15 protein-coding genes and 1 pseudogene are annotated in these 23158 nt (G+C 70.0%); 12 read left to right on the top strand and 4 right to left on the bottom strand.

Features of this window, described 5'->3' with window-relative positions; all coding sequences use genetic code 11:
• Positions 1-33: 33 nt before the first annotated feature.
• The 12 genes and pseudogenes from OHO27_RS06645 (at position 34) to OHO27_RS06590 (ending at position 16803) form a co-directional block, all read left to right on the top strand.
• Positions 34-1071: a substrate-binding domain-containing protein gene (locus tag OHO27_RS06645; RefSeq protein WP_328421203.1), complete on the top strand. Its 1038-nt coding sequence runs from the start codon at positions 34-36 to the stop codon at positions 1069-1071.
• A 59-nt stretch (positions 1072-1130) separates the two neighbouring features.
• Positions 1131-2342, top strand: coding sequence for a Gfo/Idh/MocA family protein (locus OHO27_RS06640; RefSeq protein ID WP_328430370.1), 1212 nt, complete (start codon positions 1131-1133; stop codon positions 2340-2342).
• Positions 2343-2375: 33 nt separating this feature from the next.
• A complete protein-coding gene (locus tag OHO27_RS06635; protein WP_328421201.1) occupies positions 2376-3374 on the top strand; it encodes a sugar phosphate isomerase/epimerase family protein in 999 nt (332 codons plus the stop codon).
• 284 nt (positions 3375-3658) lie between these two features.
• Positions 3659-7375: a ThuA domain-containing protein gene (locus OHO27_RS06630; RefSeq protein ID WP_328421199.1), complete on the top strand. Its 3717-nt coding sequence runs from the start codon at positions 3659-3661 to the stop codon at positions 7373-7375.
• Positions 7376-7467: 92 nt separating this feature from the next.
• Positions 7468-8595, top strand: a pseudogene (locus OHO27_RS06625) (inositol-3-phosphate synthase); the annotation flags it as partial.
• A gap of 114 nt (positions 8596-8709) precedes the next feature.
• Positions 8710-10239 (top strand): SCO3242 family prenyltransferase, encoded by a 1530-nt coding sequence (locus OHO27_RS06620; RefSeq protein WP_328430369.1) that lies wholly within the window; start codon positions 8710-8712, stop codon positions 10237-10239.
• Positions 10236-11201 carry a sugar phosphate isomerase/epimerase family protein gene (locus OHO27_RS06615; RefSeq protein WP_328421197.1) on the top strand — a complete coding sequence of 322 codons (966 nt, stop codon included), beginning with the start codon at positions 10236-10238 and terminating at the stop codon, positions 11199-11201. The genes OHO27_RS06620 and OHO27_RS06615 overlap by 4 nt, the downstream gene beginning before the upstream one ends.
• Entirely contained in the window at positions 11198-11995 is a 798-nt protein-coding gene (locus tag OHO27_RS06610) for an EboA domain-containing protein (RefSeq protein ID WP_328421195.1), read from the top strand. The genes OHO27_RS06615 and OHO27_RS06610 overlap by 4 nt, the downstream gene beginning before the upstream one ends.
• A complete protein-coding gene (locus tag OHO27_RS06605) occupies positions 11995-13005 on the top strand; it encodes a TatD family hydrolase (protein WP_328421194.1) in 1011 nt (336 codons plus the stop codon). Before OHO27_RS06610 ends, OHO27_RS06605 begins: the two co-directional genes overlap by 1 nt.
• A gap of 3 nt (positions 13006-13008) precedes the next feature.
• The gene (gene eboE, locus OHO27_RS06600) at positions 13009-14178 is read left to right on the top strand and encodes a metabolite traffic protein EboE (protein WP_328421192.1); all 1170 of its coding nucleotides are present in this window, start codon (positions 13009-13011) and stop codon (positions 14176-14178) included.
• Positions 14175-15623: a nucleotide pyrophosphatase/phosphodiesterase family protein gene (locus OHO27_RS06595; protein ID WP_328421190.1), complete on the top strand. Its 1449-nt coding sequence runs from the start codon at positions 14175-14177 to the stop codon at positions 15621-15623. The genes eboE and OHO27_RS06595 overlap by 4 nt, the downstream gene beginning before the upstream one ends.
• Positions 15624-15738: 115 nt before the next feature.
• Positions 15739-16803: a sugar phosphate isomerase/epimerase family protein gene (locus OHO27_RS06590; RefSeq protein ID WP_328421188.1), complete on the top strand. Its 1065-nt coding sequence runs from the start codon at positions 15739-15741 to the stop codon at positions 16801-16803.
• A 63-nt stretch (positions 16804-16866) separates the two neighbouring features.
• Here OHO27_RS06590 and OHO27_RS06585 read toward each other — a convergent pair whose 3' ends face one another.
• The 4 genes from OHO27_RS06585 to frc form a co-directional block, all read right to left on the bottom strand.
• Positions 16867-18255, bottom strand: coding sequence for an OFA family MFS transporter (locus OHO27_RS06585; protein ID WP_328421186.1), 1389 nt, complete (start codon positions 18253-18255; stop codon positions 16867-16869).
• A 1-nt stretch (position 18256) separates the two neighbouring features.
• Positions 18257-19645, bottom strand: coding sequence for an OFA family MFS transporter (locus OHO27_RS06580; protein ID WP_328421185.1), 1389 nt, complete (start codon positions 19643-19645; stop codon positions 18257-18259).
• A 120-nt stretch (positions 19646-19765) separates the two neighbouring features.
• Complete coding sequence (locus tag OHO27_RS06575) at positions 19766-21910, bottom strand: acetate--CoA ligase family protein (RefSeq protein WP_328421184.1); 2145 nt, start codon at positions 21908-21910, stop codon at positions 19766-19768.
• Positions 21911-21914: 4 nt separating this feature from the next.
• A complete protein-coding gene (gene frc, locus OHO27_RS06570) occupies positions 21915-23156 on the bottom strand; it encodes a formyl-CoA transferase (RefSeq protein WP_328421183.1) in 1242 nt (413 codons plus the stop codon).
• Positions 23157-23158: the final 2 nt, after the last annotated feature.

Raw genomic sequence — 23158 nt, 5'->3', positions numbered from 1 at the left:
GCTTCGCACGACCTGAGGAAAGGGTTCACCGCCATGCCAGAGCTCACCAGTCGCAGAGGGCTGTTGTTCGGATCCGCCGCCGTAGGAGCCGGTGCCCTCCTCGCGGGTTGCACGAGCAACGAGTCCAAGGACGAGCCGGCCGCCAACGACCAGCCGGCCGCCGACGACAAGCCCGGCAAGCAGGTCACCATCGGCTTCGCCGGACCGCAGGCCGACCACGGCTGGCTCAACGCCATCAACGACAACGCCAAGAGCCGGGCGAAGAAGTACTCCGACGTCACCCTGGAGATCACCGAGGGCTCCAACGACACCGCCGCCCAGATCGGCCAGATCGAGACGCTGATCAACAAGAAGGTCGACGTGCTGGTGGTGCTGCCCGCCGACGGCAAGGCGCTCACCCAGGTCGGCCTGAAGGCGATGCGGGCCGACATCCCGGTCATCAACCTCGACCGGATCTTCAACACCCCGCAGGCGTACCGCTGCTGGATCGGCGGCGACAACTACGGCATGGGCCTCAACGCCGGCCACTACATCGGCGAGAAGCTCAAGGGGAAGTCCGGCGCCAAGGTCATCGAACTCGCCGGGCTCGACAACCTGGAACTCACCAAACAGCGCACCCAGGGCTTCGACGACGCGCTGAAGAACTACCCGAACATCGAGAAGGTGGCCCGCCAGGCCGCCGAGTTCACGGTCGAGTCCGGACAGGCCAAGATGGCCCAGCTCCTGCAGGCCCAGTCGAAGTTCGACGCGCTGTGGAACCACGACGACGACCAGGGCGTGGGCGCGCTGCGGGCCATCGAGCAGGCCGGGCGCGACGACTTCCTGATGGTCGGCGGCGCCGGTGCCCTGTCCGCCTTCCAGGCGATCAAGCAGGACGACGGCGTCCTCAAGGCCACCGTCCTGTATCCGCCGACCATGGCCGCGTCCGCCATCGACCTGGCCCGCGCGCTCGGCCAGAGCAAGGGCGTGAGCGGCATGGCCGAGTTCGAGATCCCGGCCTCGATCACGCTCTACTCGGCGGTCGTCGACAAGGCCAACGTCGACCGTTACATGCCCACCGGCTTCAAGTGATCCGTTCCCCCCGCACCCCCCACGTGCGCCACCCCGACCAGGACGAGGAGGACACCCACATGGGACAGCCGCAGCAGCAGTCAGAAGGGACCGAGGCAGGTAAGCCACCCTTGCGCGTCGGAATGGTCGGCTACGCCTTCATGGGCGCCGCACACTCCCAGGGCTGGCGCACCGCGGGCCGTGTCTTCGACCTGCCGCTGAACCCGGTGCAGGCCGTGATCTGCGGCCGGGACGCGGCCGCCGCGCGGGCGGCGGCCGACCGGCACGGCTGGGCGTCCGTCGAGACCGACTGGCGTGCCCTCGTCGAACGGGACGACGTCGACCTCGTCGACATCTGCACCCCGGGCGACAGCCACGCCGAGATCGCCCTCGCGGCCCTGGCCGCCGGCAAGCACGTCCTGTGCGAGAAGCCCCTCGCCAACACGGTCGAGGAAGCCACGTCCATGGCGCGCGCGGCCGAAGAGGCGTTCGAGCGTGGCCAGGTGGCGATGGTCGGCTTCAACTACCGGCGGCTGCCGGCCACCGCCCTGGCGCGCAGCATGGTCGCCGAGGGCCGCCTGGGCCCGCTGCGGCACGTGCGCGTGACGTACCTCCAGGACTGGCTGGTCGACCCCGAATTCCCGCTGACCTGGCGGCTGCGCAAGGAACTCGCCGGCTCGGGCGCGCTCGGCGACCTGGGCGCCCACATCATCGACCTCGCGCAGTATTTGGCGGGGGAGCGGCTGACCGGGGTGTCGGCCCTGACGGAGACCTTCGTACGGGAGCGCCCGCTGCCCGGCGGTGCCACGAGCGGCCTGTCCGCCGTCTCCGCCAACGGGTCCGGCCAGGTCACCGTCGACGACGCCGCCCTGTTCACCGGCCGCCTCCCCTCGGGCGCCCTCGCTTCCTTCGAGGCCACCCGCTACGCCACCGGCCGCAAGAACTCCCTGCGCATCGAACTCAACGGCGAGCTCGGCTCGATCGCCTTCGACCTGGAGCGGCTCAACGAGCTCTCCTACCACGACGGCAGGGAACCGGGCGCGCACGCGGGCTTCCGCCGCATCCTCGTCACCGAACCCGACCACCCCTACCTGGACGCCTGGTGGCCCCCGGGCCACGGCCTCGGCTACGAGCACACCTTCGTCCACCAGGCCCGCGACCTGGTCCACGCCGTCGCCGAGGGCCGCCGGCCCGAACCCTCCTTCGCCGACGGGTTGCAGGTGCAGCGCGTACTGGCGGCGGTGGAGGAGAGCGCCGAGAAGAACGCCGTCTACACCCCGATAGCGGTCTGACACCCCCCGAGCGGCCCGAGGAGGCTGACGCGCATGCCGCGTACGTTCACGCTGTTCACCGGCCAGTGGGCCGACCTGCCGCTGGAGGAGGTCTGCCGGCTCGCCCGCGACTTCGGCTACGACGGACTCGAACTCGCCTGCTGGGGCGACCACTTCGAGGTCGACAAGGCCCTCGCGGACTCGTCGTACATCGACTCCAGGAAGGAACTGCTCGACAAGTACGGCCTCAAGTGCTGGGCGATCTCCAACCACCTGGTCGGCCAGGCCGTCTGCGACGCCATCATCGACGAACGCCACCAGGCCATTGTTCCGGCCGAGGTGTGGGGCGACGGGGACCCGGAGGGGGTCCGCCGGCGCGCCGCCGCCCGTATGAAGGACACCGCGCGTGCCGCGGCCGCCTTCGGCGTCGACACGGTGATCGGCTTCACCGGCTCCGCGATCTGGCACCTGGTCGCCATGTTCCCGCCCGCGCCCGAGTCGATGATCGAACGCGGCTACGAGGACTTCGCGACGCGCTGGAACCCCATCCTGGACGTCTTCGACGAGGAGGGCGTGCGGTTCGCGCACGAGGTCCATCCCAGCGAGATCGCCTACGACTACTGGACCACCTGGCGGGCTCTGGAGGCGGTGGGGGGCCGCCCCGCCTTCGGCCTGAACTTCGACCCGTCGCACTTCGTGTGGCAGGACCTCGACCCCGTCGGCTTCCTCTGGGACTTCCGCGACCGCATCTACCACGTCGACTGCAAGGAGGCCCGCAAGCGCCTCGACGGCCGCAACGGCCGCCTCGGCTCCCACCTGCCGTGGGGCGACCCGCGCCGCGGCTGGGACTTCGTGTCGGCCGGACACGGCGACGTCCCCTGGGAGGACGTCTTCCGGATGCTGCGCTCCATCGACTACAAAGGCCCGATCTCCGTCGAGTGGGAGGACGCCGGCATGGACCGGCTCCAGGGCGCCCCCGAGGCGCTGACCCGTCTCAAGGCGTACGACTTCGAGCCGCCCAGCGCGTCCTTCGACGCCGCGTTCAACAACTGAACCAGGCACCCGGCGCTGGTCGGGGACGGGGACCCGGCAGCACCGCCGGTCCCCCCTCCGACCTGCCCAGATGCTGCTTTGTCCTTTGACGGGAGAAAGTTCAACCGAGTCTGACGCAAGGGGTGTTCGCCCCGGCCGGACGCGGTTACCGTCCCTGAAGTGTTCAGGACACACACGGAAGTGTTTATGGCACAGCCACCTCCGGGGTGACGGCGCACCCCGGCGCCCGCACCGCACGTCATCGCACCCACCCCGTACGGCCCACCCGTTCCCGGAGGGACTTCGTGCACAGAACCAGACTCCGCAGCACCCGCGCCCAGCGCCCCAGACTTCGCACCGCGGTCGCCCTGTTCACCGGCCTGCTCCTGGCCGTGGGCGCCCCGGCGACCGTCGCCGGCGCCCACCCCGGCCACCCGGAACACGACGAACCGGCGGCCGAGGGGCAGTTCCAGCAGGTGCCGCTCGCCAAGGGCGAACCCGAGATGGGTGAGCCGATGTCGCTCGCCGTGCTCCCGGACCGCAGCGTGCTGCACACCTCGCGCGACGGCACACTGCGCCTCACCGACCAGGGCGGCGTCACCAAGGTCGCCGGCAAGCTCGACGTCTACAGCCACGACGAAGAGGGCCTCCAGGGCGTCGGCATCGACCCGGACTTCAAGAACAACCGGGCCATCTACCTCTACTACGCCCCGCCGCTCGACACCCCCGCGGGCGACGGCCCGGAGACCGGCACCGCCGAGGAGTTCAAGAAGTTCGACGGCGTCAACCGCCTCTCCCGCTTCGTCCTGAACGCCAACGGCACGCTGAACACGGCCAGCGAGAAGAAGGTCATCGACGTCGCGGCCTCCCGCGGCACCTGCTGCCACGTCGGCGGCGACATCGACTTCGACGCGGCCGGCAACCTGTACCTGTCGACCGGCGACGACACCAACCCCTTCGCCTCCGACGGTTACACGCCGATCGACGACCGCGAGGGCCGCAACCCCGCCTTCGACGCCCGCCGCAGCTCCGGCAACACCAACGACCTGCGCGGCAAGCTCCTGCGTATCAAGGTCGCCGAGGACGGCTCGTACACCGTCCCGGAGGGCAACCTCTTCGCCCCGGGCACCGAGAAGACCCGCCCCGAGATCTACGCGATGGGCTTCCGCAACCCGTTCCGGATGAGCGTCGACGACAAGACCGGCATCGTGTACGTCGGCGACTACGGCCCGGACGCGGGCGCCGCCAGCCCCACCAGGGGCCCGGCCGGACAGGTCGAGTTCGCCAAGGTCACCAAGGCCGCCAACTTCGGCTGGCCGTTCTGCACGGGGAACAACGACGCCTACCTCGACTACGACTTCGCCACCGGCACCTCCGGCGAGAAGTTCGACTGCGCCGCCCCGAAGAACACCTCGCCGTACAACACGGGCCTCACCGACCTGCCACCCGCGCAGGCCGCGTGGATCCCGTACGACGGCGGCTCCGTGCCCGAGTTCGGCAGCGGCTCCGAGTCCCCGATGGCGGGCCCGGTCTACCGTTACGACCCCGATCTCGACTCCAAGGTGAAGTTCCCCGAGGCCTACGACGGCGACTTCTTCGCGGGTGAGTTCGGCCGCCGCTGGATCAAGCGGATCGAGCAGAACGAGGACGGCTCCGTCGCGAAGATCAACGACTTCCCGTGGACCGGCACCCAGATCATGGACATGGAGTTCGGCCCCGACGGCGCGCTCTACGTCCTCGACTACGGCATCTCCTGGTTCCAGGGTGACGAGCACTCCGCGCTGTACCGGATCGAGAACGCCGAGGACGGCTTCTCGCCGATCGCCGAGGTGAGCGCCGACAAGACGTCCGGAGCGGCCGGCCTGAAGGTCAAGTTCACCGCCTCCGCCAAGGACGCCGACTCCCCGGACCTCACCTACAGCTGGGACTTCGGCGACGGCACGAAGGGCGAGGGTCTCACCCCCACCCACCAGTACAAGAAGGTCGGCACCTACACCGCCACCTTCACCGCCAAGGACTCCGAGGGCAACACCGGCAACGCCAGCGCCCGGATCGTGGTCGGCAACACCGAACCCAAGGTGAGGATCGACATCCCGGGCAACGGCGCCCTGGCCGAGTTCGGCAAGCCCGTGCCCTTCAAGGTGACCGTCACCGACCCCGAGGAGACCATCGACTGCTCCAAGGTCAAGGTCGCCTACAGCCTCGGCCACGACTCCCACGCCCACGAGCTGACCAGCGAGATGGGCTGCGAGGGCACCCTGACGCCGCCTGCCGGCGACGGTGGCCACGACCCCAACGCCAACATCTACGGCGTCGTCGGCGCCGGCTACACCGACGGCGGGGCGAACGGCCAGGAGGCCCTGACCGGCACCGCTCGCACCGTCCTGCAGCCGCTGCACCGCCAGGGCGAGCACTTCAGCACCCAGTCGGGCGTGTCGGTCGTCGACAAGACCGGCGCCAACGGCGGCAAGACCGTCGGCGACATCAACGACGGCGACTGGATCTCCTTCGCCCCCTACCGGTTCGACGGGCAGAAGAAGATGACCGTGCGGGCCTCCTCCGGCGGCGCGGGCGGCTTCATCGAACTGCGCACCGGCTCGCCCGACGGACCGCTGCACGGCTCGGCCTACATCCCGCCGACCGGCGGCTGGGAGACCTTCCAGAACGTCGACGTACCGCTGCGGTCCCTGCCCAAGAAGACCACGGAGATCTACCTGGTCTTCAAGGGCGGCGAGGGCGCGCTGTACGACGTGGACGACTTCGAGTTCTCCAAGCAGCCGTTCAAGGGCGGCAAGAAGGTCCTGGTCTTCTCCAAGACAGCCGGCTTCCGGCACGACTCCATCCCGGCCGGCATCGCCGCCCTGAAGGAACTCGGCGCCCCGGCCGGCATCACGGTCGACGCGACCGAGGAGGCCCGGCAGTTCACCACCACCAACCTCGCCAAGTACGACGCGGTGGCCTTCCTGTCCACCACGGGTGATGTCCTCGACGCCGAGCAGCAGAAGGCGTTCGAGAACTACGTGGCGGGCGGCGGCGGTTACCTGGGCATCCACGCCGCCGCCGACACCGAGTACGACTGGGCGTTCTACGGCGGCCTCGTCGGCGCCTACTTCGACTCGCACCCGGCCATCCAGAAGGCCACCGTCCGCGTCGAGGACCACGACCACCCGTCGACCGCGCACCTGGGCGACGCCTGGGAGCGCACCGACGAGTGGTACAACTACCGCACCAACCCGCGTGAGCAGGCCAAGGTCCTCGCCACCCTGGACGAGACCACCTACCAGGGCGGGAACATGAAGGGCGACCACCCGATCGCCTGGTGCCAGAGCTACGGCGGCGGCCGGTCCTTCTACACCGGCGGCGGCCACACCAAGGAGTCCTACGCCGAGGAGGCCTTCCGGGCCCACCTGCTCGGCGGTCTGCAGTACGCCACCGGCCAGGTCAAGGCGGACTGCAAGCCGAGCAAGGACTACCGGAAGATCTTCAACGGCCAGACCCTGGAAGGCTGGAAGCAGGCCGGCCCCGGCAAGTTCAACGTCAAGGACGGCACGCTGGAGTCCGAGGGCGGCATGGGTCTGCTCTGGTACCAGGCCAAGGAGCTGAAGTCGTACTCCCTCAAGCTCGACTGGAAGATGCAGGGCGACGACAACTCCGGGATCTTCGTGGGCTTCCCGGCCTCCGACGACCCCTGGTCCGCGGTGAACAAGGGCTACGAGATCCAGATCGACGCCACGGACGCGCCCGAGCGCACGACGGGCTCCGTCTACTCGTTCAAGTCGGCGAACATCAAGGCCCGTGACCAGGTTCTGCGTCCGCCCGGCCAGTGGAACTCCTACGAGATCAAGGTCCAGGGCGAACGCCTCCAGGTGTTCCTCAACGGAGTCAAGATCAACGACTTCACCAACAAGGACCCTGAGCGGAGCCTGACCGACGGTCACATCGGCCTCCAGAACCACGGCGCCGACGACCAGGTCTCCTTCCGCAACATCCAGTTGAAGGAACTGCCCACCACGGGCGGCTGAGCGGCGGCGGGCGGGGGACGCCGGACCCCGCCCGCCGTCTTTGTCCCTCCCCCCGGGGTTCGCGCACGACAAGCACGACAAGGAGGCTGCCCATGTCCGCGTCCCTCTCCCGACCGCGAGTGGGAGTGTGGCTGATCGGAGCCCGAGGCTCCGTCGCCACCACCGTCGTCACGGGATGCGCCGCCGTCACCGCGGGACTGCACCCGCCCACCGGCATGGTGAGCGAGACCCTGGCGTTCACCGACAGCGGCCTGCCCGCGCTGGCCGACCTCGTCTTCGGCGGTCATGACACCCTCGACTGCCCCCTGCCCAAACGCGCCGAGACCCTGACCGCCGGCGGTGTCCTCCCGCCCGGAGTCGCCACCGCCGTCGCCGCCGAACTCGCCGCCGCCGACCGGGAGATCAGGCCCGGTGGACCCGCCCCGGGAGACACCAGGAGCGAGGCCGAACTGATCACGGCATTCGCGGACGACATACGCGACTTCATGCACCGCCACGAGCTGGAGCGGGCCGTGGTGGTGAACGTCGCCTCCACCGAACCCGCCTCCCAGGGCCCTGGCTCCCCGCTCCCTGCCAGCACCCTGTACGCGCTGGCGGCCCTGCGCGCGGGCTGCCCCTACGTCAATTTCACCCCCTCCGAGGGCATGCACCACCCCGTCGCCGCCCGCGAGGCGGAGCGCAGCGGCCTGCCGTACGCGGGCCGGGACGGCAAGACCGGCCAGACGCTGCTGCGGGCCGTGCTGGGCCCGATGTTCGCGCAGCGGGCGTTGAACGTACGGGCCTGGTCCGGCACGAACCTGCTCGGCGGCGGCGACGGCGCCGCGCTCGCCGACCCGGCCGCCGCCGCGGCGAAGAACGCCGGCAAGGAACGCGTCCTCGCCGACACCCTCGGCACCGTCCCCGAGGGCGAGGTGCACATCGACGACGTCCCGGCACTCGGCGACTGGAAGACCGCCTGGGACCACATCGCCTTCGACGGTTTCCTCGGCACCCGCATGATCCTCCAGACCATCTGGCAGGGCTGCGACTCGGCGCTCGCGGCACCTCTGGTCCTGGACCTGGCCCGCCTGACGGCGCGCGCCCACGAGGCCGGCCTGACGGGCCCGCTGGGCGACCTCGGCTTCTACTTCAAGGACCCGGTGGGGGACGGGCCGTCGAGCCTGGGGGAGCAGTACGCGGCGCTGGCGGGCCTGGGGGAGCGGCTCCGCCGAGCGGACGCGGACGAGACCGCTCCGCGCGCGGCAACTCGGGGCGGCGCGCCCGCCCGGGACGACGGCAACCGCATTGCCGCTGCTCGGGGTGCCGGCCTGGGCGGGGCGGTTGAGGGGGCTGGGGTGGGGGTGTTGGTGTGCGCGGGTCGGTGGAGACGGTTGCGGCGGGGGTTGCTGGTGTGCGCGGGCCTGCTGGGGAGGCTGCCGTGCGGGGTGTCGAGCCGGGTGAGCCGGCCGCGGAGGCTGGGGTGGGGGTTGCGGCGGGGGTTGCTGGTGTGCGCGGGCCTGCTGGGGAGGCTGCCGTGCGGGGTGTCGAGCCGGGTGAGCCAGCTGCGGAGGCTGGGGTGGGGGTTGCGGCGGGGGTTGCTGGTGTGCGCGGGCCTGCTGGGGAGGCTGCCGTGCGGGGCGTCGGGCCGGGTGAGCCGGCCGCGGAGGCTGGGGTGGGGGTTGCTGGTGTGCGCGGGCCTGCTGGGGAGGCTGCCGTGCGGGGTGTCGAGCCGGGTGAGCCGGCCGCGGAGGCTGGGGTGGGGGTTGCTGGTGTGCGCGGGCCCGCTGAGGAGGCTGCCCCACAGGGCGTCGATCCCCGCGAGTCCGCCAGGGAAGTCGCCGCGCGGGCCGTCGATCCGGGCGAGCCCGCTCCGGGGAGCGGCCGTGAGCGGTAGACGCGCCTGGGCCGAACTGCTGCGGCTCCCCGCCCTGTTCACTGTCCCCGGCGACGCCCTGAGCGGCGCCGTCGCCGCCGGGGGCCGGCCCAACTCCCGCACCTTGCTTGCCATCGGCTCCTCCCTCTGTCTCTACGAGGCCGGCATGGCCCTCAACGACTGGGCGGACCGCGCCGAGGACGCCGCCGAACGCCCCCACCGCCCGCTGCCCTCCGGCCGCATCCGACCGTCCTCCGCTTTCACCGCGGCATGCGTCCTGACCGTCGCCGGCCTCGGCCTGGCCGCGAGAGCCGGCCGCCCCGCCCTGGCGGTGGCCACTCCTCTGGCCGCCACCGTCTGGGCGTACGACCTCGCCCTGAAGCACACGCCCGCCGGCCCCGTGGCCATGGCCGCCGCTCGTGGCCTCGACCATCTCCTGGGCGCCGCCACCACCGGCCGACCCAGGGAGGCACTGCCCTCCGCCGCCCTCCTTGGCACCCACACCCTCGCCGTGACGACGGTCTCCCGCCGGGAGACCCAGGGCGGCACATCCCTGCCACCCCTGGCCGCCCTCGCCGCGACGGCCGCCCTCACTGGGCTCGTGGCACGTGGCACGCGCGGCACGAAGCGATCCGGGTCGACGGGGGTCGGCGAAAGGGCCGCCACCGGCCCCGCCGGTGGCCCTGGCACCGGCATCGGCGCCAGCGCTGGCACCAGTGCCGGCACCGGACGCCGGACGCTCGCGCCCACCAGGGCCGGCCTCACGCTCGACGCGGCCCTGCGCACCGCCCTGGCCACCGCCTACGCCGCCACCGCCGGCCGCCCCTACACCCACGCCGCGCTCAACCCCTCCCCGCCCCTGACCCAGCGAGCCGTCGGCGGCGGCATCCGCGCCACCATTCCGCTCCAGGCGGCGCTCGCGGCCCGCGCCGGATCCGGGCTCACCGCCCTGGCCATCGCCGCGCTCGCCCCGATCGGACGGAAGTACGCGAAGAAGGTGAGCGTCACATGAGCCCTCGGCCCCACCCGGCGCGGGACAACGGCAAACCGGCCTCCCCCGGCGTCCCCCTCCGCTTCGGCTACGGCACCAACGGCCTCGCCGACCTCCGCATCGACGACGCTCTCGCGCTGCTCGCCGACCTCGGCTACGACGGCGTCGGCCTGACGCTCGACCACATGCACCTCGACCCGCTTGCCCCGGACCTCGCAGCCCGCACGCGTCGCCTCGCACAGCTGTTGGACACCCTCGGGCTGGACGTCACGGTGGAGACCGGCGCCCGTTATGTACTCGACCCGCGCCGAAAGCACGGCCCCTCCCTGCTGGACCCCGACCCGGACGACCGCGCCCGCCGCGTCGACCTGCTGATCCGCGCCATCCGGGTCGCCGCCGACCTCGGCGCCCACGCCGTCCACTGCTTCAGCGGAATCACGCCCGCAGGCACCGATCCGGACACGGCCTGGGACCGTCTCGCCGAGGCACTCACCCCGGTCCTGGACGCCGCCACCACCGCCGGCGTCCCACTCGCCGTCGAACCCGAACCCGGTCACCTCCTCGCCAACCTTGCCGACTTCCACCGACTCCGTGGCACCCTCGGCGACCCGGACCACCTCGGCCTGACCCTCGACATCGGCCACTGCCAGTGCCTCGAACCCCTCTCTCCCGCCGACTGCATACGTGCCGCCGCCCCCTGGCTCCGGCACGTCCAGATCGAGGACATGCGCCGCGGCATCCATGAACACCTCCCCTTCGGCGACGGCGAGATCGACTTCCCGCCTGTGCTCGCGGCCCTCGCCGCCACCGGTTACCAAGGCCTGACTGTCGTCGAACTGCCCCGCCACTCCCACGCGGGCCCCCACTTCGCCGAACTCTCCCTCCCATTCCTCCGCAGTGCCGAGGCCGCGGCCCTCAGACCTCCTCTCCCTGTCCCCTCGCACGGCGATCCCTCCGCCACCCCTGAAGGGAGCACCTCATGACCCAGCCCCGCACCAGCCCGGCGACCCCGGGCGCGGACACCGAAGGCCGCCCGCTCACGAACGCCCGGGCCGACACGGAACCCCGCCGGGACACCGTGCAGTCGTCCGGTCCCGTCCGCCGGAGCCTCGCCCTGATCCCGCCCGCCGAGTTGCGCGGCCATGTCACCGCACACCTCGATGCCACCGGCCGCGCCTGGCTGCACCGGGCCCTCGACGAGGCCGCTTCCCACCCGGGCAGCCACGGTCCCATCTCCGTCTGGGAGTTGCGCATCGCCGAGGCCGGGCGCCGCTGCGGTTCCGAGTACGCCGATGCCGCCCGTGTCCTCATCCTGCACGCGGCTCGCGCCGACGCCGACGCTGTCTCCCGCGTCTACTTCCAAGGCACCGCCGCGGAACGCCGCGCCGTCCTGCACGCGCTGCCGCACCTCGTGCCCGGCCCCGAGGCCCTCCCACTCGTCGAGGACGCCCTGCGCACCAACGACACGAGCCTCCTCGCCGCAGCCGTCGGCCCCTACGCCGCCCGGCACCTCGACGCGCACCAGTGGCGCCATGCCGTACTGAAGTGCCTGTTCACCGGTGTGCCGGTCGGCACGGTCGCCGAGCTGGACCGTCGCGCCCGCGACGACGCGGAACTCGCCCGCATGCTCGGCGACTACGCGGCCGAACGCACCGCCGCGGGCCGTCCGGTCCCCGAGGATCTGCACCGCGTCCTGACCCTGACCGACCCCACAGCCACTCCGCCGGCCCCCCACGGCCACCGTGACACCGACGGCACCGACGGCAAGGAGTCCTGATGCGCCTCTTCGACCCCCACATCCACATGACGTCGCGCACCACCGACGACTACGAGGCCATGCACGCCGCCGGCGTCCGGGCCGTCGTCGAGCCCTCCTTCTGGCTCGGCCAACCCCGCACCAATCCGGCCTCCTTCCTCGACTACTTCGACTCCCTCCTCGGCTGGGAGCCCTTCCGCGCCGCCCAGTACGGCATCGCCCACCACTGCACGCTCGCCCTCAACCCCAAGGAGGCGAACGACCCGCGCTGTGTCCCCGTCCTCGACGAACTGCCCCGCTATCTCGTCAAGGATCAGGTCGTCGCCGTCGGCGAGATCGGCTACGACTCGATGACCCCCGCCGAGGACACCGCCCTTGCCGCCCAGCTCCAGCTCGCCGCCGACCACGAGCTGCCCGCACTCGTCCACACCCCGCACCGCGACAAGCTGGCGGGCCTGCGCCGCACTCTTGACGTCGTCCGGGAGTCCGCACTGCCCACGGACCGCGTCTTGGTCGACCACCTCAACGAGACCACGGTCAAGGAGGCCAAGGACAGCGGCTGCTGGCTCGGCTTCTCCGTCTATCCCGACACCAAGATGGACGAGGAGCGGATGGTCGCGATCCTCCGTGAGTACGGGCCCGACCAGGTGCTGGTGAACTCCGCCGCCGACTGGGGCAGGAGCGACCCCCTGAAGACCCGCAAGGTCGCCGACCTGATGCTCGCCGAAGGCTTCGGTGAGGATGACGTCGACCTGGTGCTGTGGCGCAACCCCGTCGCCTTCTACGGGCTCAGCGGCCGCCTCACCCTCGACGTGGCGCCCCCGGAGGCGACCCACGAGGGCAACTCCATCCTCCGCGGCGCCCCGAAGAACCCCCAGGAACCGGCCGACGCTGCGAAGAACGCCGACGGACCGGCCGACGCTGCGAAGAACGCCGACAGACCGGCCGACGCTGCGAAGAACGCCGAAGGACACGTCGACGCTCCAAGAGAGCGGGACCGCACGATCGCCGCCCCGACCCCGGGGGCGTGACCCATGCGCTTCCGCCACCCCGACGGCTCCACCGTCCACCTCGCGTACTGCACCAACGTCCATCCGGCCGAGACCCTCGACGGCGTCCTCGCTCAACTCCGCGACCACTGCGAACCCGTCCGCCGACGGCTCGGCCGCGACCGCCTCGGCATCGGCCTGTGGCTCGCCAAGGACGCCGCCCGCGCCCTCGTCACCGACCCGTCCGCCCTGCGCGGCCTGCGGACCGAACTCGACAGGCGTGGCCTCGAGGTCGTCACCCTCAACGGCTTCCCGTATGAAGGCTTCGGTGCCGAAGAGGTCAAGTACCGCGTCTACAAGCCGGACTGGACAGACCCCGAGCGCCTCGACCACACCACCGCCCTGGCCCGCGTCCTCGCCGGTCTGCTCCCCGACGACGTCACTGAAGGAAGCATCTCCACACTGCCCCTCGCCTGGCGCACCGCCTACGACGGGCGCGCCGCCGAGACCGCCCGCACAGCCCTGCTCACCCTCGCGCAACGACTCGACGTCTTGCGGGAGTTGACCGGCCGTGACATCCGCGTCGGCCTCGAACCCGAGCCCGGCTGCACCGTCGAGACCACCGGCGATGCCATCGCCCCACTCACTGCGATCGGCCACGACCGCATCGGTATCTGCGTCGACACCTGTCACCTCGCCACCTCCTTCGAAGACCCGTACACCGCCATGGACACGCTCGCCGAAGCCGGCGTCCCCGTCATCAAGTCCCAGCTCTCGGCCGCCCTGCACGCCGAAAACCCCCACCTCCCCGACGTTCGTGAGGCCCTCGCCGCCTTCGACGAGCCCCGCTTCCTGCACCAGACCCGCACCGCCACCGCCGCCGGCCTGCGCGGCACCGACGACCTGGGGGAGGCGCTCAAGGGTGACGCCCTGCCCGACGCCTCACCGTGGCGCGCCCACTTCCATGTCCCGCTCCACGCGGCCCCCGCCGCACCCCTCACCTCCACACTCCCCGTACTGAAGGCCGCACTGACCCGCTTGGTCGGCGGCCCGCACCCCCTCACCCACCATCTCGAGGTCGAGACCTACACCTGGCAGGCTCTCCCGGCCGAGCTGCGCCCCCGCGCCCGCAGCCAGCTCGCCGACGGCATAGCAGCCGAACTCACCCTCGCCCGCGACCTGTTGACAGACCTCGGCCTGAAGGAGCTGCCATGACCGAGCAACCGGATTCGGCAGTCCCGACCACAGACCAAGCAGCCCTGCCGGAGGACGTCACCGTCGCCCACCGACCCACCCCTCTCCTCGTCCTCGACGTAGTCGGCCTGACCCCCCGTCTCCTCGACCACATGCCCCACCTGAAGACCCTCGCCCAGTCGGGCTCCCAAGCACCGCTCGGCACCGTCCTGCCCGCCGTGACCTGCGCCGCCCAGTCCACCTTCCTGACTGGCACCCACCCGTCGGAGCACGGCATCGTCGGCAACGGCTGGTACTTCCGTGACCTCGGCGACGTACTCCTGTGGCGTCAGCACAACGGACTGGTCGCCGGTGACAAGCTCTGGGACGCCGCCCGCCGCACCCATCCCGGCTACACCGTCGCCAACATCTGCTGGTGGTACGCCATGGGCGCCGACACCGACATCACCGTCACCCCCCGTCCGATCTACTACTCCGACGGCCGCAAGGAACCCGACTGCTACACCCGGCCGCCCGCCCTGCACAACGAACTCACCGAGAAGCTGGGCACCTTCCCGCTCTTCCACTTCTGGGGCCCCAGCGCCGATCTCGTCTCCAGCCGCTGGATCATCGACGCGACCCGTCACATCCTCCGCACCCGGCACCCGGACCTGGCCCTCTGCTACCTCCCTCACCTCGACTACGATCTGCAGCGCTTCGGCCCCGACGACCCGCGCTCGCTGAAAGCGGCCGCCGACCTGGACACGGCCATGGCCCCGCTCCTGGACGACGCCCGAGCGGAGGGCCGTACCGTGGTCGCGCTCTCCGAATACGGCATCACCCGCGCGGACCGACCCGTGGACATCAACCGGGCCCTGCGGCGGGCAGGCCTGCTGGAGGTGCACACGCAGGACGGCATGGAGTACCTCGACCCGATGGCGTCACGTGCCTTCGCCGTCGCCGACCACCAGATCGCGCACGTCTACGTACGCCGGCCGGAAGACCTCGACGCGACCCGGGCCGCACTGGACGGACTGCCCGGCATCGAGCAACTCCTCGACGACGAGGGCAAGAAGGCCCATCATCTCGACCATCCGCGCTCCGGCGAGCTCGTCGCCGTAGCGGAGCCGGACGCCTGGTTCACGTACTACTACTGGCTGGACGACGCCCGCGCACCCGACTTCGCGCGACTCGTCGAGATCCATCGCAAACCCGGCTACGACCCGGTCGAACTCTTCATGGATCCCCTCGACCCCTACGTCAAGGTCAAGGCCGCGACCGCGCTGGCGCGCAAGAAACTCGGCATGCGTTACCGCATGGCGGTCGTGCCCCTGGATCCGTCACCTATTCGCGGCAGCCACGGCCGCCTTCCTGCGAGCGACGACGACGGTCCGCTCCTCATCTGCTCCACCCCCCGCGCAGTCGGCGACCGCGTCGCGGCCACCGATGTGAAGTCACTCCTGCTCCGACTCGCCGGTCTCGGCTGACGGATCACGACCGGCACGGACCGGCTCGCCGGTCCCACCGACCCGTCTCTTCCGACTGGTCACAAGTGAAGCACTCACCACTGACAACGGCCTTCGATCACAGGGAGTTCCAGGCATGAGCCGCTTTTCCCAGACGGATCCCGAACTCACCCACCGCCTGACCAGACGAGGCATGCTCGGCGTCGCGGCGGGCACCACGGCCGCCGCGCTGCTGGGCGCCGCAGCAACCACCGCGACCGCCGCACCGGACAACGCATCCGCAGCCGCCACAGCCTCCGGCAGCCGCGGGCACGGCCATGGCCGTCCCGTTCTCCCGCCCGGCCGCCTCGGCATCCAGCTGTACAGCCTGCGCGACAAGGTCTCCACGCTCGGCTTCGCCCCCGTATTCGCCGAACTGGAGAAGTACGGTTACGACGAGGTCGAGTTCGCCGGCTACACCCAGGGCTCGGCCGGCCCGATCACCCTCGCCCAGCTCAAGCGGCTGGCCCGGAATTACGGCCTGAACCCGATCGGCAGCCACGTCGGCTACTACTCCGACGACCCGGGCGCCTACACCTTCGCCCAGAACCTCACCAAGGTCCTCGACGACGCACAGGCCCTCGGCATGAAGCACATAGGAACTGCCTCCGGGCCGTTCCGCTACGGCTCGACCGTCGACGCATGGAAGCGCGCCGCCGAGGAGTTCAACACCTACGGCGCGGCGGCGAGGGCGCGCGGCATGAAGTTCTACCAGCACAACCACTCCGAGGAGTTCTCCTTCGCCACCGACAACCCCAAGGTCCGTCTCTACGACGTGCTCCTCGCCGAGACCGACCCCGACCTCGTCTTCCTGGAGATGGACATCTTCTGGGCGTACTCGGGCCAGTTCCGCTTCTCGAAGCGACCCGACGGCTCCGCCGCCCCCTTCGAGCCGCTCGACTACGTGCTGAAGCAGCCGCACCGCTACCCGCTCTTCCACGTCAAGGACGGCGTGAGCGACCCGTCCAACCAGTACGGCTACGACATGGTCGATGTCGGCGACGGCGACATCGACTACAAGCGGTTCATCTCCGCTGTGACGAAGCTGCGCGGCCAGCGATTCGCCCACCACTGGCAGGCGGAGCACGACAACCCGGCCGACTCCCTCACGTTCGCTCGCCGTTCGAGCAAGCACCTTCATTCGCTGCGGGAGAAGTGCTGACCGTCGTAGCGACGTGAGGAGGCCCTCCCAGGACGGGGAGGGCCTCCTCACGTTCGCGATCTGTCAGGGTGCGGGTTGCGGTACCGCCGTGCGGCCCGGCTGCCGCAACAGCAACGCAATTCCCGCCGCCGCCATCGACACGCCGCCGGCGAGCGCGTACGCGCCGTCATAGCCCCACGCCGCGACCACCATGGAGCCGAGGCCCCCGCCGAACAGGCCGCTGATCAGCTTGCCGCTGTAGACGAGGCCGTAGTTGCTTGCGTTGTAGTTCTCGCCGAAGTAGTCCGGGGTGAGCGCCGCGAAGAGCGGGTAGAACGCGCCGCCGCCGAAGCCGGAGAGGAAGGCGAAGAACAGGAAGAGCCACTCGCTTCTGACGTCGCCCGCCCAGATCACGCCGAACTGGGCGAGGCCCAGGACGACGATCACGAACACCAGGGTCGACTTGCGTCCCCAGCGGTCGGACAGCCAGCCCACGACACCGCGGCCGATGCCGTTGATGACTGCCATCACGCCCATCGACGAAGCTGCGACGAGTGGGCCGAAGCCGACCTCCTTGGCGTAGTCGACCTGGAAGGAGATGCCGAAGATCGATACGCCGGCGGTCAGGACGATGGACAGCCACATCAGGGGGAGCATGCCTGTCCTGATGGCCTCCCGGGGCGTGTACTGCTTCACCGCTGGAGGGTTCTTGGCCAGGCTCACCGCGTTCTTCCGGTCGCCCGTGTGCCTCAGTGGATCGATGTCGGCGGGCCACCAGTTCTTCGGGGGATCCTTGAAGAAGAACGCGCATCCGAGAACGACGATCATGATGTAGCAGCCGATCAGGTCCAGCACCCGGTGGTAGTTCGCGGTGTCGAACCCGTAGTTGAAGATGAAGATGAACGGCAGAGATCCGTACGCGAACCCGCCATTGACGAACCCGGTCCGGGCGCCGCGCCGCTCGGGGAACCACTTGCCGACCATGTTGATGCAGGTCGCGTAGATCAGGCCGGCGCCGATGCCGCCGATGACGCCGAATCCGAGGATCGCGAGCCAGACATTGCCCAGGTGCGACAGGGCGAGGAACCCCAGTAGGCACATGCCGGAGCCGATGTACATGGCGGTGCGGGCCGTCAGGATGCCCTTCTCCCGCAGCCAGCCCGCCGGGAAGGCGATGCCGGCCTGGAAGAACACCCAGACGCTGAGGATCCAGAAGGTGTTGCTCTGCGTCCAGCCGTGCGCGTGGGACAGGGTGTCCTCCGCGGAGCCGTACGCGTATTCGAAGACGCTGATGGCCATCATGGCGATCCACGGGAGATACACCATGAACGTGCGGGAGTGACCGAGGATGTCGCGGTCGGTCTCGCCGATGCGGTAGACGCGGCCTCGCGCGTCGGTCACTTCGCGGTAGGGACGGTGTGCGGCGTCGGATGGTGCGGACGAACTGCTTCCTGCGTACGGATCTGCCGTCATGTCAGGCCATGTCCTCGCCGAGCGGTCGGGGGTTGGCAACGATGCGGTCCTCGTCCTTGCCGCGTCCTGGTGGGCTGAGGAACACCGCCACACAGCCGGCGAAGAGGGAAATGGAGCCGGCCAGGATGAAGGCACCGGAGTGCCCCCAGGAACTGACGACCACGGCACCCATGCCCGCGCCCAGGCCCGAGACGAGCTTGGCGCTGTAGACCATGCCGTAGTTGGACGCGTTGTTGTTCTCGCCGAAGTAGTCGGCGGTGAGTGCCGCGAACATCGGGAAGATGGCGCCGCCGCCGAAGCCGGAGATCGCGGAGAAGATCAGGAACAGGGGCAGGTTCTTGCTTTCCGCCGACCAGAGGATGCCGAACTGGGCGAGGCCCAGGATGACGCACACGGCGAGCAGGCACCGCTTACGGCCGTAGAGGTCGGAGAGCCAGCCGATGACGCCACGGCCGGTACCGTTGACGATCGCCTTGAGGGACATGGCCGTGGCCACGATCCCGCCCGCGAATCCAGCTTCCTCGCCGATGTCCACCTGGAACGCGATACCGAAGATGTTCACGCCGGACGTGCACGCCAGACAGAACCACATCAGGGCCACCCGGCCGGTCTTCCACGCCTCCTTGGGGGAGTACTGGTGGACCGCCGGCGGGTTCATCCGCAGCGAGCGCGCCGCGCGCGGGTCCTTCGGCGGGTTGAGCGGGTCGATGTCGGCGGGCCACCAGTTCTTCGGCGGGTCCCTGAAGAAGTAGCCGGAGAACGCGACGATTCCGGCCAGGAACACACCCACCGAGACCAGTACCCAGCGGAAGTTGGTGAGGTCCATATAGCCGTTGAAGATGAAGACGAAGGGCACCGAGCCGTAGGCGAAACCGCCGTTGACGAACCCGGTCTTGCCGCCCTTGCGCTCCGGATACCACTTGCCCACCATGTTGACGCAGGTGGCGTACACCATGCCCGCGCCCATGCCGCTGAACATGCTGAAGCCGATATAGGCGAAGACGACATGCGGCGCGAATGCCAGGGACAGGTAGCCCAGCAACGTACCTACCGCGCCGCACATCATCGCCCAGCGGGCCGGTAGTTTTCCGCTCTCACGCAGCTTGCCCGCGGGAAAGGCCACCGCGGCCTGGAAGAAGACCCAGACGGTCATCATCCAGAAGATGTGCATGCTGTTCCAGCTGTGCGCGGTGTGCAGGGTGTCCTCGGCCGACGCGAACGCGTACTCGGCGGAGGAGATGCCCATCATGCCGATCCAGGGGAGGATCACCATCCACTTGCGCTTGCGACCCATGATGTCGATGTCGGACTCGCCCACGCGGTAGACGCGTCCGTTCTTGTCGGCCACCTCCCGATAGGCGGCGACCCTTGGAACGTCGGTGGTTGTCACGTTAGTTGCACCCCTTGCGTCGAAAGTTCTGGCCAGCGCCCCCTGTCCAATGCCTTTCGTGCGCGCGCGGGTCCCGGGGCCGGCCGACGCGCACCGTCGGCCGGCCCCCGCTGCCTCACCTCATGAACCGCCCCCCAACAGTCCGGCCGCCCGCGCCCACCGGTACTTGGCGCCGAGCACCGCCACCGGCTTCTCGGTGGTGTACGGGTACGCCACGACCCCTCGCTCGTACAGGTACTGGCAGGCCTCCTCGACCTCCACGTCACCCGCGAGCGAGGCGACAACAGGCTTCTCCATGCCGCGCTCCCGGAACTCGGCCACCACACGCGCGGTGAGCTCCGCGAAGACCATCGGGGGAGTGACGATCGTGTGCCAGTAGCCGAGCACGAGTGAGTGGATGCGCGGATCCTCCAGACCGAGCCGGATCGTCGCCTCGTACGTCGACGGCGGCTCGCCCCCCGTGATGTCCACCGGGTTGCCCGCGGCCCCGAAGGGCGGGATGAACTTCCGGAAGGCCTCGTCAAGGTCCGGCGGGATCTCCATCAGGGACAGCCCGTTGTCGGTCACCGCGTCCGACAGCAGTACGCCGCTGCCGCCGGCCCCCGTGATGATCACGATGTTGTCGCCCTTGGGAGCGGGCAGGACCGGCAACCCGCGCGCGTACTCCAGCATGTCGTTGAGCCCTGGCGCCCGGATGACACCGGCCTGCTTCAGGATGTCCTCGTACACGGCGTCGTCGCCGGCGAGGGCTCCGGTGTGCGAGCCCGCGGCCTTCGCGCCCGCCGCCGTACGACCTGCCTTGAGGACGACGACCGGCTTCTTCGGTACGGTCGCCCGCGCGGCCTCGACGAACGCGCGCCCGTCCTTGAGGTCCTCCAGATGCATCGCGATGCACTCGGTGTGCGGGTCCTCGCCGAACCAGGTCAGCAGGTCGTCCTCGTCCAGGTCCGACTTGTTGCCGAGGCCGACGATCGCCGACACGCCCGTCTTCGTGGTCCGCGCGAAGCCGAGGATGGCCATCCCGATACCGCCGGACTGCGAGGTCAGCGCCACCCCGCCCTTGACGTCGTACGGCGTGCAGAACGTGGCGCACAGGTCCTGCCACGTCGAGTAGTAGCCGTAGATGTTCGGCCCGAGCAGCCGGACGCCGTGCCGCTCGGCGATGGCCACGATCTCCTCCTGGAGTTCGTGCTCACCGGTCTCCGCGAACCCGGAGGGAATCAGCACGGCGTTGGGGATCCCCTTGCGTCCCACCTCCTCCAGGGCCGAGGCCACGAACTTGGCGGGGATAGCGAAGACCGCCACATCCACCTCACCGGGAACGTCCGTGACACTCTTGTACGCCTTGCGGCCCAGAATGTCATCGGCCTTGGGGTTCACCGGATGGATGTCCCCGGCGAAACCACCGTCGATGAGGTTGCGCATGACCGAATTGCCGATCTTGCCCTGCTCGTTGGAGGCACCGATGACGGCGACCGATGACGGCTGCATCAGCCGGCCCATCGAGGCGAGGATCTCCTCGCGCGAGTAGCGGCGACGCGGCTTCGCGGGCGCTTCGGAGAGGATCACGCGGATGTCTGCCGCGACCGCCCCCTCCGCGGTCGCGATCACCGGGTTGAGGTCCACCTCGGCGATCTCCGGGAAGTCCGCCACGAGCTGCGAGACCCGCCGGATCTGCTCTGCGACCGCCCACCGGTCCACGGCCGCCTGGCCGCGCACCCCGCGCAGGATCTCCGCCGCCCGGATCGAGTCCAGCATGGACAACGCCTCGTCGGCGGTCACGGGCGCGAGCCGGAACGTCACGTCCTTGAGGACCTCGACGAGTACTCCGCCGAGCCCGAAGGCGACGACCTTCCCGAACGTCGGGTCGGTGACCGCGCCGACGATGACCTCCTGCCCCTGCGGGAGCAGTTCCTGGACCTGCACGCCCTCGATGCGGGCATCTGCGTTGTAGGCCCGGGCGTTGTCGATGATCTTGTGGAAGGCGGCCCGTACGTCCGTCGCACCCTCGACCCCGACGATCACGCCGCCGGCGTCGGTCTTGTGCAGGATGTCGGGCGAGACGATCTTCATCACCACCGGCCCGCCGAAGCGCGCCGCGTACGCCACCGCCTCGTCGACGTCCGTCGCGAGTTCCTCGCCCGGTACGGCGATCCCGTACGCGTCGGCGATCACCTTGCCCTCGGGCGCGGTCAGCGCGGTGCGTCCCTCACCCCGCACGGAGTCGAGGAGCGTCCGCACCCGCAGGACGCGGTCTTCGGCCATCACGTCAGATCACTCCGTTCGACTTGAGCAGGCGCAGTTCCTCGTCACCGAGGCCGAGTTCGCCGATGTAGACCTGTTCGTTGTGCTCGCCGAGCAGTGGCGAACTGCTCACCTCGACTGGTGAGTCGGAGAGCTTCAGCGGGCTGCCGACGGTCACGAAGTCGCCCCGCTCGGGGTGCGGCACGGTGACGACCATCTCGTTGTCGACCAGCGAGGAGTCCTCGATGATCTCCTTGGTGGAAAGGATCGGCCCGCACGGGATGTTGTGTGCGTTGAGCCGCTCCAGCACCTCCCACTTGGGCAGCGTCGAGGACCACTCCTCGATCAGCTGGAACATCTTGCCGAGCTTGGGCAGCCGGGCCTCCGGCGTCGCCCACTCGGGGTCGCCGGCGAGTTCGGGCCGGCCGATGAGCTCGCTGAGCGGCTGCCAGCCGACCGGCTGCACGATGACGTACACGTAGTCGTTCGGGCCGCCCGGCGCGCACTTGACCGCCCAGCCGGGCTGACCGCCGCCGGACGCGTTTCCCGAGCGGGGAACTTCCGTGCCGAAGTCCTCGTTCGGATATTCAGCAAGCGGCCCATGTGCCAGGCGCTGCTGGTCCCTCAGCTTCACTCGGCACAGGTTGAGTACAGCGTGCTGCATGGCCACGTTGACCCGCTGCCCACGCCCGGTGTTCTCGCGCTGGAACAGCGCCGCGAGAATCCCCGCGACGGCGTGCACACCCGTCCCCGAGTCCCCGATCTGGGCTCCGGTCGCCAGCGGCGGCCCGTCCTCGAAACCGGTGGTCGACATCGACCCACCCATGGCCTGCGCGACGACCTCGTACGCCTTGAAGTTGGTGTACGGGCCGTCGCCGAACCCCTTGATGGAGGCATAGACGATACGCGGATTGATCTCCTGGATGCGGTCCCAGGTGAAGCCCATACGGTCGACCGCGCCCGGTCCGAAGTTCTCGACCATGACGTCGGAGCGCCGGATCAGCTCGGTGAGGAGCTCCTTGCCGCGCTCGGTCTTGGTGTTGAGGGTGATGCTCCGCTTGTTGCAGTTGAGCATCGTGAAGTAGAGGGAGTCGACGTCCGGGAGATCGCGCAGCTGCTTGCGCGTGATGTCACCGGTCGGCGCCTCCAGTTTGACGACGTCCGCGCCGAGCCAGGCGAGCAGCTGGGTCGCGGAGGGGCCGGATTGGACATGGGTCATGTCCAGGACGCGGATGCCTTCGAGAGCCTTGGTCGGCGTTCCAGTCATGG

The organism is Streptomyces sp. NBC_00443 (genome assembly GCF_036014175.1).
Taxonomy (GTDB): Bacteria; Actinomycetota; Actinomycetes; order Streptomycetales; family Streptomycetaceae; genus Streptomyces.
This window is presented reverse-complemented; position numbering and strand designations above follow the sequence as displayed.

Coding starts and splice junctions, on each gene's coding strand:
- OHO27_RS06645 (WP_328421203.1), top strand. CDS start 34: ATGCCAGAGCTCACCAGTCGCAGAGGGCTGTTGTTCGGATCCGCCGCC.
- OHO27_RS06640 (WP_328430370.1), top strand. CDS start 1,131: ATGGGACAGCCGCAGCAGCAGTCAGAAGGGACCGAGGCAGGTAAGCCA.
- OHO27_RS06635 (WP_328421201.1), top strand. CDS start 2,376: ATGCCGCGTACGTTCACGCTGTTCACCGGCCAGTGGGCCGACCTGCCG.
- OHO27_RS06615 (WP_328421197.1), top strand. CDS start 10,236: ATGAGCCCTCGGCCCCACCCGGCGCGGGACAACGGCAAACCGGCCTCC.
- OHO27_RS06610 (WP_328421195.1), top strand. CDS start 11,198: ATGACCCAGCCCCGCACCAGCCCGGCGACCCCGGGCGCGGACACCGAA.
- OHO27_RS06605 (WP_328421194.1), top strand. CDS start 11,995: ATGCGCCTCTTCGACCCCCACATCCACATGACGTCGCGCACCACCGAC.
- eboE (WP_328421192.1), top strand. CDS start 13,009: ATGCGCTTCCGCCACCCCGACGGCTCCACCGTCCACCTCGCGTACTGC.
- OHO27_RS06595 (WP_328421190.1), top strand. CDS start 14,175: ATGACCGAGCAACCGGATTCGGCAGTCCCGACCACAGACCAAGCAGCC.
- OHO27_RS06590 (WP_328421188.1), top strand. CDS start 15,739: ATGAGCCGCTTTTCCCAGACGGATCCCGAACTCACCCACCGCCTGACC.
- OHO27_RS06585 (WP_328421186.1), bottom strand. CDS start 18,255: ATGACGGCAGATCCGTACGCAGGAAGCAGTTCGTCCGCACCATCCGAC.
- OHO27_RS06575 (WP_328421184.1), bottom strand. CDS start 21,910: ATGGCCGAAGACCGCGTCCTGCGGGTGCGGACGCTCCTCGACTCCGTG.
- frc (WP_328421183.1), bottom strand. CDS start 23,156: ATGACTGGAACGCCGACCAAGGCTCTCGAAGGCATCCGCGTCCTGGAC.